9 protein-coding genes are annotated in these 12729 nt (G+C 60.4%); 4 read left to right on the forward strand and 5 right to left on the reverse strand.

What is annotated here, in order from left to right:
• From BP737_RS07690 to BP737_RS07700, 3 genes are all read left to right on the forward strand, one after another.
• The coding region (locus BP737_RS07690) for a hypothetical protein (RefSeq protein WP_342686090.1) at positions 1-512 on the forward strand (512 nt) is incomplete at its 5' end.
• 184 nt (positions 513-696) lie between these two features.
• Positions 697-2223, forward strand: coding sequence for a lysine--tRNA ligase (gene lysS, locus BP737_RS07695; RefSeq protein WP_292404987.1), 1527 nt, complete (start codon positions 697-699; stop codon positions 2221-2223).
• Between the two features lie 12 nt (positions 2224-2235).
• Complete coding sequence (locus BP737_RS07700; RefSeq protein WP_292404990.1) at positions 2236-2430, forward strand: YwbE family protein; 195 nt, start codon at positions 2236-2238, stop codon at positions 2428-2430.
• Between the two features lie 13 nt (positions 2431-2443).
• On the opposite strand, the gene BP737_RS07705 is transcribed toward BP737_RS07700, so the two are convergent.
• The 5 genes from BP737_RS07705 to BP737_RS07725 form a co-directional block, all read right to left on the reverse strand.
• The gene (locus BP737_RS07705; protein WP_292404993.1) at positions 2444-4321 is read right to left on the reverse strand and encodes a sensor histidine kinase; all 1878 of its coding nucleotides are present in this window, start codon (positions 4319-4321) and stop codon (positions 2444-2446) included.
• Between the two features lie 191 nt (positions 4322-4512).
• Positions 4513-6351, reverse strand: coding sequence for a sensor histidine kinase (locus BP737_RS07710; protein WP_292404996.1), 1839 nt, complete (start codon positions 6349-6351; stop codon positions 4513-4515).
• Between the two features lie 50 nt (positions 6352-6401).
• Complete coding sequence (locus BP737_RS07715) at positions 6402-8300, reverse strand: sensor histidine kinase (protein ID WP_292404999.1); 1899 nt, start codon at positions 8298-8300, stop codon at positions 6402-6404.
• A 463-nt stretch (positions 8301-8763) separates the two neighbouring features.
• Positions 8764-10428, reverse strand: a complete 1665-nt coding sequence (gene thsA / locus BP737_RS07720; protein ID WP_292405001.1) for a thermosome subunit alpha — start codon at positions 10426-10428, stop codon at positions 8764-8766.
• A 57-nt stretch (positions 10429-10485) separates the two neighbouring features.
• Positions 10486-11406 (reverse strand): transcriptional regulator, encoded by a 921-nt coding sequence (locus BP737_RS07725; protein ID WP_292405005.1) that lies wholly within the window; start codon positions 11404-11406, stop codon positions 10486-10488.
• A 47-nt stretch (positions 11407-11453) separates the two neighbouring features.
• Here BP737_RS07725 and BP737_RS07730 point away from each other — a divergent pair, with 47 nt between their 5' ends.
• Complete coding sequence (locus tag BP737_RS07730) at positions 11454-12707, forward strand: tRNA(Ile)(2)-agmatinylcytidine synthase (RefSeq protein WP_292405008.1); 1254 nt, start codon at positions 11454-11456, stop codon at positions 12705-12707.
• Positions 12708-12729: the final 22 nt, after the last annotated feature.

A 12729-nucleotide genomic window follows, 5' to 3' on the forward strand; every position in this document is an offset into this window, starting at 1 on the left:
GCACGGCGGACACCGGTATGCCGAAAAACGTCACCCCCACCCCGGTGATCCTCCACTATGAGCGGGGGGACGTCGCGATCCCGATCAACGCTTCCGAGCTCCCGGTAAGGGGTTTCGACGTCAACGTCACGGAGGTGATCGCGATCGTCCTCACCGACCGGCGGGCCGAGGTCCTGCTTGAAAACGGCTGGAACATCACCTCGGTCAGGACGGGCTTTGGTATGTACTCGGTCGACCCGGCCAGGACCTATGTCGACGTGGAGTTCCGGAGCGATGAAGAGTCGCCGTCGTTCTTCATCGAAGTGGACGAAGGGGAGAAGCAGACCGGCAAAGGGCGCTGCAACGTTCCGTTCTGGTGGGATGGACGAGGCCCCTATCCTGAGGACTACCACCAGAACCAGAACATGAGCACGAACCAGTATTATGTCTTTGATCACCGCAACGAGAGAGTGACGATGGTCTACAACGAAACGGCAATCATCTACCTCTACCCCTCATACGGGGTGGAGTGATACCATAGAAGGGTCGGGCGACTTGAACCCCGCCGCCGGACCCGGACTCAACCATTAATAGCACCGGAGGGGAACACTATATAGAATTTCCCGAGGAATATGCAGCCGGGCCTCGACGGAACGGCGGCGAACCCTGGATTGGGGCTCGATTAAAGGCTGCAGGACAAAAGGAGCGGTTTACACAATGAGCGATACGGATAATCTCTGTTTTGACGCAACAAAGATCGATAAACTGCAAGAATTGCGTGAGCACGGGGTGACGGCGTACCCCTATACGTTCGAACGCAAGGATACCGTCAGGGAGATCCGGGAGCGGTTCGCCGGGATCGGGCACGAGAAGAGCGCCGAAGAGGTCAGCACAGCGGGTCGCATCTACGTCGTCCGCCAGCACGGCAAGACGATCTTTGCGGACATGGGAGACTCGGACGGCAAGATCCAGCTCTACCTCCGGAAGAACGACCTCGGCGAGGAACAGTTCGACCTCTTCCGCCAGTACATCGACGCCGGGGACATCGTCGGCGTCGTCGGCCACGTCTTCCGGACGAAGATGGGGGAGATCACGATCTGGGTCGACCGGTTCGAGCTCCTCACGAAGTCGATCTGCCCCCTTCCCGAGAAGTTTCACGGGCTCAAGAACGTCGAGGCGCGCTACCGGCAGCGCTACCTCGATCTTATTATGAATGAGGATAGCCGCGAGACGTTCCGGACCCGGAGCAGGATCATATCGCTCCTGCGCCAGTTCCTCTTCGAACGGGACTACCTGGAGTTCGAGACCCCCACCCTGCAGCCGATCTACGGCGGCGCAAACGCCCGGCCGTTCACCACCCACCATCACGCCCTCGACCAGAAACTCTACCTCCGGATCGCGCCGGAACTCTACCTCAAGCGTCTTGTCGTCGGCGGCTTCGACAAAGTCTTTGAGATCGCGAAAAACTTCAGGAACGAGGACATCGACACCAACCACAACCCCGAGTTCTCGATGGTGGAGATCTACGAGGCCTACCGCGACTACAACGACATGATGGACCTCACCGAGGGCATCTTCTCCTACCTCGTAGAGGAGGTGCACGGGAAGATTACGTGCTCGTTTGCCGGGCACGACCTGGACTTCGCCCGTCCCTGGCGCCGGCTCACCATGGAGGAAGCGGTGCGGGAGTACGCCGGGATCGACATCCACGCTCACAGCGTCGAAGAACTCCGTGCGTTCGGTCTCGCGCACTGCGTCGAAGGCTCTGAGAGCGCCGCGACCCGGGGCGAATTCCTGGCGCTCTTCTTCGATCATTTCGGCGAGAAGCACCTTATCCAGCCGACGTTCGTCTACGACTTCCCGATCGAGAACTCGCCGCTTGCAAAGAAGCACCGGGAGAAAGAGGGGCTGACGGAGCGGTTCGAACTCTTCATCGCCGGGATGGAGATGGCGAACGGCTTCTCGGAGTTGAACGACCCCCTCGACCAGAAGGCCCGGCTCGAAGCGCAGGACGCCAAACGCCGCCGGGGCGACCTTGAAGCGCAGATGATCGACTACGACTTCATCAACGCGCTCGGCTACGGGATGCCCCCCACCGGCGGCGTCGGGATCGGCATCGACCGCCTGGTAATGCTTCTCACCGGCAAAGAATCCATCAAAGAAATCCTCCTCTTCCCCCAGATGAAGACCGCCTCCCCGGGCCAGAACGAGCCGGAACCCGGGCAGAACAACGGGGAAGAGTGACCGCTCACGGCAATGAACGGACAGAACCGGGCCGCCATTCATCCCGGTATGACGGTTGATATCGTGCTCAAACGCGACCAGCGGACCGGGAAACGCACCCGGGGCGTTGTCGCCGAGATCCTGACGAACTCCTCCTTTCACCCGCACGGGATCAAGGTGCGGCTCCAGGACGGGAGGGTCGGGCGGGTGCAGGAGATCGTCGGGTGAGGCACGCCGGCCCTCAATCGGCCTTCCGGAGCGTAAACCGGATCGCCGCGCCGCACCCCGGGCGGCCGGGAACCCGATCGTCCGCCCGGACCCTACCACCGTAACGTTCAACGAGCATCCGGCAGATGTAGAGCCCGAGGCCCCGACCACTCTTCTCGCCGCCCCCGCCGCTGAATCGATTGAAAAGGTCCGGTTTCATCGCGTCGGGGATGCCCGGACCGTTATCCTCGACCGAGACCTCGACCTCCGTCCCCCGCTCCTCGACCCGGACGGCGATCCGCCCCCGGGGTCCGGCAAACTTCTCCGCGTTGCCGATGAGGTTGGTGAAGATCTCACAGAGGAGGTCGTCCCCCATCACCCGGGCGTCCGTTCCTGCGTAGGTGATCCGCACATCCGGATAGTGCTCGATCTCCGCCCGGATAACGGGGTCGAGAGCGACCGGTTCAAGAACGGCGGCCTCTTCCCGGATCTGCCTGATGGTATTGACGTTCCGGATGATCTCGACGCTCTTTTCGAGGCTGTTGTGCACCTTCTCGATATAACTCCGGGGTTCCCCCTCGAGTTCCTCCATGAGGAGGTCCGTATAAAGACCGGCAGTGTTGGTGGCGTTCTTGATATCGTGTGTCATGATATCCAGATAGAGGTTTGCCTTCTCGGTCGAGTTCTGCAGTTCCGCCGTACGCGCGTCGACCTGCTCCTCCAGGTTCTCGCTGTACTCGCGGATCGTCTCTTCCGACTCCTTGAGCCTTTCAATTCCTGCTTTAAGGCCCGCAACCATCGTGTTGATGCTCCGTTCGAGTTGCATCACCTCGCGTGTCGCCGAGACCCGGATCGTATGGTCGAGGTCCCCCTGTGCAATAGCATCGACGTCGTCGACGATCTCCTCCAGGGGACGGGTGAGGCGGCGGGCCGCGAAGAAGATGATCCCGCTGCAAAAAACAATGGCAAGGACGGCAACGGCAGCACGGTAATAGAGCACCCGGTCAAGCTGACTCTGTATGAGGTCCATATTGTAGGTGAGTTCAACAACGACGCTCGGGTCCGATGGATAATCCGGGTCTTTCAGGTCGACGAAGAGGTAGCGGATCTGTCTCCCGTTCTCCCGGTCCTGCACCTCGTAATCTTTCCGGCCGGGGACGATTGTCCCGGTGACGAGGTCCCGTGTTTCGGGACCGGGAGGCTCGCCAGTCTCCCCAACAGCATTTCCGAAGATGTCATAAACACGGATCGATTCGAGGTATGGGTTTAAGGCAATATACTCCTGCATGCTCTCCTGTGAACGCAGCCGGTCCCGCTCCGCCGCGAACGCATCCGGCACGAACCCGAGTTCAAGGAGATAACGGTGATCCGGGGTGGGCATATAAGCGTACTTCCGGACCAGCCCGGTTGCGGGCTCATAGACCACACGGTCGGGAGAGAAGTCGTCCCCGAGGCGCATCCGGGTGATCTCGGCATGGAAGCCCGGAACATTCCTGAAATCGAGACCGCGGTCGGGGGAATAGGTGGTGTACTCGATCACCCCCGACTCGTTGATGACGTAGAGGTCCATCTCGCCCCTGAGTTGCCCTTTAAGTGCGGTCAGATCCATCCTCGACGGGTCCCTTCCCGCCCGCTCGTACTCCCGCAGAAAAAGTGAAAACCCATCCTGCAGCCTTTCGTTGAGGGAATCGTCAAAGAGTTTGAGACCGGTGTCTATGTCCGTAACCGATTCCCGAATGCTCTTTTCGGTGACGATCTGCAGGGTGTTGAGATCGGAGGTCATCCTCTCCTCGGCCTGAATATAGTCGTAAGCCGAGAGAAGGCTGATGGCGGGGATGACGATGAGGAGGATAGCTACGATAAGGGTGGATGTAAACGGCCGTTCGTCCCGATCGGGTCTGCGATCACTCATCATAAGCACGCGGTCATGCGAGAGAGGAGGGGACATGCGGCCGACCGACCGGCGGAGTTGCGCAAGGTCGGGCCGCTACCCCGGATTGTGTTCATCCCCATTAAATGGGGTACCCTGACAGAGGTCATTTAGGGAGATGTCACCCAATCTTAAATCTTCGCGATCAGGAGGGCAAACGGATCGAGCGGCCGCTACTCCGCCGGCGCCTTCACAAGCGAGAAGCGAATGACTGTACCCAGTTCAGGGCTGCCGGGGACACGGTCGTCCACCCGGATCGTTCCGCCGTAACGCTCAACGAGCATCCGACAGATGTAGAGCCCGAGCCCGGCTCCGGCAAGCGCCCCCTCTCCCTTCCGGAAGCGCCCGAAAAGCGACGCCTTCACCGCATCAGCGATCCCAGGTCCGGTATCCTCGACCGAGACCAGGACCCCCTCTCCGCGCTCCTCGACCCGGACGGTAATCTCGACCTCAGGACCGCCGAATTTCACGGCGTTTCCGAAAAGATTTGCAAAGACTTCGGAGAGGAGGTCGTCAGCGAGGACGGTGACCGGACGGCCCTCGTATCGGATCCGGACCGCAGGGTGGTCTTCCATCTGTGTCCGGATCACCCGGTCGAGGTCTACCCGGGTCAGGGCTGCCCGGCTCTCCCTCGCTCTCTGGAGCGTCGCCACGCTCCCGATGATCCCGGAACCCCGTTCAAGCCGGGAGAGCATCTTCTTAGCCATCTCCTGCCGCTCCCCCGTGAGTGCATCGACGAGGAGGCGTGTATACCCTATAGCGATGGTGTTTGCGTTGTTGATGTCGTGGACCATGATGTCCAGAAAGAGGGTTGCCGCCTGGTTGGACTCCTCAAGCGCGGCCGTCCGTTCCCGGACCAGATCCTCAAGGTGGGTGCCGTACTGCCGTAACGCCTCCTCCGACGCACGGAGACGCCGGATATGCTCTTTCAGGGAATCGACCAGGGTCTCGATGCTCTCTGAGAGGTGGACAAATTCGGTCCCGACGGATACCCGGATCCGGTGATCGAGGTCTCCGCGGGCGATGATGTTGACGTCGTCGACGATCAATTGTACGGAACGGGTGATCTGCCGTGAGACCTGATACGCAATGCAGCAGGCGGCGAGGCCAGCGATGACCGCGAGAAGGGCGTGGTTAAACCGCATCTCCGCAAGCCGGGCATCAAGAGGAGCGGTAGTATAGGAGAGCTCGACGACCCGGCTCACGTCCGAGAGGCTGTCGGGAGTGGAGAGATCGACGAGGATGTAGCGGGTGAACCGCCCTTTCGCTGTATCGGCCAACGTTCGCTCCCGTTTTTCTTCATAGACCGCCAGGGCAATGGCGTTTATTGCGACAGGGTCCGTCGGGCTCTCCGAGTCGGTCACGTTGACGGGCCTCCCGTAGCAGTCAAAGATCCGGATCTCTGCAAGCGACGGGTTCAACCGCATCAGGTTCTCTTTGAGGGTCTGATACTTGGGATCGAACCGATCGGCCCCGGTCGAACTACAGACGAGCCCGAGCTCGAAGAGGTAGCGGTGATCGGGGGAGGGCATGTATGCGTACTTCCGCAACACGCCGCCCGCCGGCTCTACCACGACCCGATCCGCCGCAAACGCATCGCCGAGCCGGACATCCGTAATCCGGTTGTAGAAGTAGGGTATCTTCCGAAAATCAAGACCAAGGTCCGGAAGGTAGGTGGTGTACTCGATGACACCCGAGTCATTGATGACGTAAACATCCATATCCCCCCCGAGCTCCTCCTTGACCCGGGAAAGGTCCATTGCCGCCGGGTCTCTTCCCGCCCGTTCGTACTCGGCAAGGACCGGACTGAACCCCTCCTCCATCCGCCGGTCCAGCGTATCGTCGAAGAGTTTCAACCCCGCATCAACATACGTTATCGATTGAACGACACCCTTCTCCGTCTGCTCCCGAAGCAGGCCTTCTTCGGCGATCAACGCGTCTGTAACCTGCTGATAGTCCTGGATCGAGGTAAGCCCGATAACCGGGAGCACGATCAGGATCATGGTGAGCATGAGATGTATGCTGAAACGGTGGGGCCTCCCACCGTTGCCGCCCGCCGCCGTTATCCATCGCCCCCCGATTTGACCTGCCTGAGCGTAAAGCGGATGGCTGCACCCAGCTCAGGACTGCCAGGGACCCGGTCGTCAGCCCGGATCGCCCCGTCGTAACGTGATACAAGCATCCGGCAGATGTAGAGGCCGAGCCCGGTTCCAGCCATTCCATGCGTTCCCCGGTGCAGCCGCTCAAAAAGTTGCGGCTTTACGGCATCAGGGATCCCGGGCCCGGTATCTTCGACCGAAACCAGGACATCTTCCCCGTGCTCCTCAACCCGGACGGTAATCTCGACCTCAGGGCCGCCGAACTTCACGGCGTTTCCGAAAAGGTTCGCAAAGACTTCGGAGAGGAGGTCGTCGGCGAAGATGACGGCCGTAGTTCCGCTATAGGTTATCCGGGAACCGGGAGACCGCTCGATCTCGCGCCTGATGAGCGGATCGAGGTCGATCGGCCTGAGCGACCGTGCACCTCCCTGGATATACTGAATGGTGTTGACGTTGCGTACGATCTCGATGCTCTTTGTAAGCCCCATTCTCGCTTTCCTGAGCAACTCAGCCTCAGGCTCTCCCGCAAGGTCGGCCTCCAGCATTTCCGCGTAGAGGCTTGCAGTGTTGTTGGCGTTGTTGATGTCATGCCCTATGATGTCCAGATAGAGGGTGGTCAGCCGGTTGGACTCCGCAAGATCGGCTGTCCGCTCCCGGACCAGTTCTTCGAGGGCATGGCTGTGCCGGACGATCTCCCCCTCCGATTCCCGGAGTTTCCGGAGGGTCTCCTTTAAGGATGCAACCATCGCCGATATGCTCTCTCCGAGGAGCACGAACTCCTCAGCGCCGCCCACCCGAATCGGGTGATCCAGGTTGACGCGGGCGACAGCATCAACGTCCTCGACGAGGGTGTGGAGCGGCCGCGTCAGGTGGTGCGTGGCAAGGACCGAGAAGCAGCCGATACAGAGGATCGCGATGAACAGGGCGCTCATATGCTGCCCGAATATTTCGACAAGTTTTGCCTCGGTGGCCCTCGTGTTGTAGGTCAGTTCAACAACCAGACTCGGGTCCGACGGATAATCGATGTCCATCAGATCGACGAAGACGTACCGGGTCAGCTCGCCTGCGGTAGCGTTCTCCACCTCGAACGTGCCCCTCTCCCGGTACGCCCGCTGGACCATAGCCAGGCTGTAGTCATCATCGGGGTGCGCTTCACCGACGATCCGTGTCCCCAGACAGTTAAAGATCCGGATCTCCTGGATCCCCGGGTCCAGGTTCACCAGTTCCCGGACTGCGTCCCCGTAATTCAGCGCCGTGCGGTACTCCCGAAATTTCGACTCTGCAAGGCCGATCTCGAAGAGGTAACGGTGGTCGGGAGAGGGCATATAGGCATACTTCCGGAGTTCGCCGGTGGAGATGGTGGAGACGACTCGATCCGCCACAAACGCATCGCCAAGCCGAATTTCCGTGATCCGGTCGTAGAAATAGGGAATTTTACTGAAATCGAGGCCGAGGTCCGGAGGGTAGGTGGTGTACTCGACGACGCCTCGGGCGTTGATGACGTAGACGTCCATCTCACCCCCGAGTTCCCCCTTGACCCGGGAAAGGTCCATCGCCGCCGGGTCTCCTCCCGCCCGTTCGTATTCGGCAAGGACCAGGTCGAACCCTGTCTTCATTCGTTGATTTAACGTATCGTCGAAGAGCTTCAACCCTGCGTCAACAAGAGTCACCGAGAGGACAACGCCGGACTCGGTCTGGTCCTGGAACTCCCCGGCATTCTCCTTGAGTTCCTGCGTGATCCCCCGGAAATCGACTACCGAGATCAGGCAGATGACGGTCCCCATCGTGAGCAGCATGGCAAGCAACAGGTAGACCTCGAGCGAGAGTGCCGGAGACGGCCGAGCCTGTTTGCCTGCTGTCACTCAGACATCCCCGTTTCCATATGTGGTCAATCTCCCGGCCAGAATAACTTCCCAAAGGTGAGTCGGCTTGGGGTTATTTAACATGACCGATTTTAACAGGGATGTCCCAAAACAATCCAGGTCCAAAAAAGCCACAAAACCAGGAATAAACAGGTTTTTAGGCCAAAAATCCATCTCCGGCAAATGGATGCCGGGACCACCGCCACCGTGCCCTGCGGGAGGCCGGGAACGGCTTTGAAACATGAACGATAGCGAGCGGGGGCAATATACTGCTGCAGTCTGACGCTCGCTCCCGACAGAGAAGTTACAGGACAACCGAAACGGAAGGGCAGAAATCTGCCATAATTATGCCTCCCGGGAAACCGAATGCCAGGGATACCGAAGTCCCGCGAGATGACGAAAAACAGAGAATGGCGGGGCCGTAGGTCGGCCCCGGACGTATCGTTCGGATGACACGGTGATTTTACATCGGGGGCATGCCGCCCATACCGCCCATGCCACCCATACCGCCCATCTCTTCGGCGCCCGGGCCACCCGCAGGTACGGCGGCCTTGGATGCGGCGATAACGTCGTCAATCCGCAGGATCATGACGGCGGCCTCGGCAGCGCTGGAGACAGCCTGAGTCTTGACCCGCAGGGGTTCGACGACACCGGCTTCGAGCATGTTTCCAGAGACGGCGTTGAAGACGTCAAGTCCCATGTATTTCGCGTTCGCGCCACCCTTCTCGTGGGATGCGCGGAGGGCGACAAGCATGTCGATCGGGTCGAGGCCGGCGTTCTCGGCAAGCGTTCTCGGGATGATCTCAAGCGCGTTCGCAAACGCCTCGATGGCGAGCTGAGCGCGTCCGCCGACGGTGGCGGCGTAGTCGCGGAGCCGGAGCGAGAGCTCGATCTCAGGTGCACCGCCGCCGGCAACGAATTTCCGGTCCTCGACGGCAACACTGACGACCCTGAGAGCATCCTCAATAGCACGGTCGAGCTCGTCGACGACGTGCTCGGTGCCGCCGCGGATGATGATCGAGACCGCCTTCGGATTCTCGCATCCGGTGACGAAGATCATCTCTTCTCCGGAGACCTTCTTCTCCTCGACGTTGCCCGCTTTACCGAGTTCTTCGGAGGCGATGGCATCGATGGAGCTGACGATCGCGCCCCCGGTGGCGCGGGCGAGTTTCTCCATGTCGCTCTTCTTGACACGCCGCACGGCAAGAATGCCTGCCTTCGCGAGGTAATGCTGGGCGATGTCGTCGATACCCTTCTGACAGAAGAGGACGTTTGCACCGCTGGCGACGATCTTGTCGACGATGCCCTTGATCATCCGCTCTTCTTCGTCAAGGAACATCTGGAGCTGGTCGGGACTCGTTATGCTGATCTCGGCGTCAACCTCGGTCTTCTTGAACTCGACGGCGGCGTTCAGAAGCAGGATCTTTGCGTCCTTGACGACGCGGGGCATGGCGGGGTGAACGCGCTCCTTGTCGATGATCATGCCTTCGACGATCTCGGACTCCTCGATAGACCCGCCGACCTTCTTCTCGACCTTCACGAAGTCGGTGTCGACGGTGCCGTCGGGATCAGCGACCATCGTGATTGCCTTGACGACAAGCTCGGTGAGTTTCTCCTTCGCTGCCTCGGCGCCCTTGCCGGTCATGGCGGTGTCGGCAAGTTTCTGGAGCATCACCATGTCGTCGGGTTTGACGTCGACGGCGATATTGTCGAGGATCTCCTGGGCCTTATCGGCGGCGACGCGGTAACCGTGGGCGATGACCGTGGGGTGCACGTCCTGGTCGAGGAGTTCCTCAGCCCGCTTCAGGAGCTCGCCTGCGATCACCACTGCCGTCGTGGTCCCGTCGCCGACCTCATCATCCTGGGTCTTGGCGATCTCGACCATCATCTTCGCGGCCGGGTGCTCGATATCCATCTCTTTCAGGATGGTCACGCCATCGTTCGTGATAACGACGTCGCCGATGGTATCGACGAGCATCTTGTCCATGCCCTTAGGGCCGAGCGTTGTCCGTACAGCGCTGGCGACGGCCTTTGCGGCGGCAATGTTGCCTGACTGTGCGTCACGACCACGGGTACGCTGGCTACCCTCTTTCAGAATAAGGATTGGTTGTCCTCCAAGACTAGACATAGGTATCACCGTTCTTAAGCGATAGAAAGGTAGGTTTGTAGTTCTATATAAAACTACTCACTCATTAATCATATCTATGAGTTCTGAGCCGTCTTCCATGGTGTGAAGATGCTCTTCGCCGATAAGAAGGGTTTTGCCGATTTTTTTCTGTTTTTTGTAATCCGTGACGACGCACATTGCAAATGTCTTCGTGAGATGCGAGATGTTGCCGATGAGGGAAGCGCGCTTTGCAATCTTCTGGGAGGTGCCGTATGCCGTCAGGATTGTATGTTTGTCAAAGAGCGCCAGCGCCTGGAACGGAGCCTGCCGCATCGCGTGGATCTCCATTCCCATACGTTCGAGGTCGACGAGGACGTCGCCGGTCGCAGACTCCGGGGGCACCTCAGGCCCGGGCTCGGGCGAACGATAGCCGACGAGCTCTATCATCTCGACGAGCTGGGCGCCGAAGAGTTCCTCAAGTCGTATCGCGACATCGAGCGTGGTCCCCATCCCGCTTTCGTATTTGCTGATGGCCCGGCGGGAGACCCCGAGGTGCGACGCGAGGTCCCCGAGCGACATCCGGGAACGCTCCCGCACCTCCCGCAGGAGGTCGCCCTTGATCTTCACGTAGAGGCCGCCGGGAGAGGCATAAACCATCGGCGAAAGCCCTTCCGCGAAGTAATCGTAGAGCGATTCCGGGCTGAGGGCAAAGAGCCCGTAGCGGATGTAGACAACGCCCCGCTCAAGGTCCGCGCCGCGTGCCCGTTCACCGACGATGAGAGGAGTGGCCTGAAGGTAGCGGGCGATCTGGTTGAGGTCCCAGGCGATATCGGCGCTCACACTGTCGATGTGGGAAGCAACTTTGATTATGACGAGGATGTCGCCTTTCTTCGCGAGGAGGTCGAAACTCCGCGGACGGATATTGCACCGCTCCGAGACATCGAAACCGGCGAGGAGCATGATGCTGATGACCATCTGAGGAAGGCGATCCTGTGACATATTCCTAAGAACCGATATAGCCGGAGAACGATATAAATGATAGGGTTATGTGGATCGGGATCGACGATACGGATTCCCCTGCAGGGATGTGCACCACCTATATCGGGGCAATTCTGGTGCAGCAACTCGAACACGCAGGGATGCGCATTCTCGATACCCGGCTGGTCAGGCTGAACCCGAACGTCATTCACAAGACCCGGGGGAACGCAGCGATCGCCATCGAAGCCGAGGGGGACACGGAGGCGGCGTTTGCACTTGCCTGCACCTGTGTGGAAGCACTCGCGGAGTTCGGCGCCGCCGGAACCAACCCGGGCGTGGTGGTCTCCCGCATCCGGCCGCCTCAGGATTTCTATTACGCGGCGCTCCGGGACTTCTGCACCGTGGACGAGGCCATAGGGGTGCTCGACTCGGTCGGGGCCCGCTACCGGGGCTACAAGAACCGGCGCGGCCTTATCGGTGCAACGGCGGCGATTGCGAGCGAATTTCCCGACCGGACCTACGAACTGCTCGTCTACCGGAAGCGGGAGAGATGGGGCACCCTCCGGCAGGTTGACGCGAGGAGCCTCTTTTGCGCCGAGGAGGAGACCTACCCCCATACCTGGGACACCGTGGACCGGGAGAACAACGTGGTGGTCTGCGCGCCCCACACGCCCGACCCGGTCCTCTTCGGCATCCGGGGGGAGAGTCCGGCCGCTGTCCGGGAAGCACGCTCCCATGTGCGCTCCGAGGAACCGGCCTGCGAACAGGTCTATACCACCAACCAGGGGACGGACGCCCACCTTGTCCCGGGGACGGCCGGAAAACTCCGCGAGGGGCGGTCGTATCTGGTGCGCGGCACGGTCGCGAAACCCCCGGTCACCGGGCCAGGCGGCCACGTCTCGCTCCTCCTTGCCGACGATGGAGAGGAGGTTCGCTGTATGGCCTACGAACCGACCAAGGGGTTCCGGGATGTTGTCAGGGAACTCGTCCCGGGCGATATGGTGGCCGTAACCGGGAGTTACAAAGGCGGGAGCCTCAACCTCGAGAAACTCGGAATCTCCCGCCTTGCGGACGCTCTCCGCATCCGCCCACCGATCTGCCCCGCCTGCGCAAAAAGGATGACGAGCGCGGGAACCCGAAAAGGCTACAAATGCCGGGTCTGCGGAGCTCGCAGCCGGGAGCCGGAGGTCGAGCGGGTGGAGCGACTGCTCCGGCCCGGATGGTATGAGGTCCCGCCGACCGCTCGCCGGCACCTTGCCCGGCCGCTGGTACGTGGTGTCCCCGTGTGGGAGGAGAGCATGCGCCAATCGAACCGGGAATGATTCCGTCGTCAATTAAACGGAC

The sequence above is a fragment of the Methanoculleus sp. UBA291 genome (genome assembly GCF_002499755.1).
Taxonomy (GTDB): Archaea; Halobacteriota; Methanomicrobia; order Methanomicrobiales; family Methanoculleaceae; genus Methanoculleus; species Methanoculleus palmolei.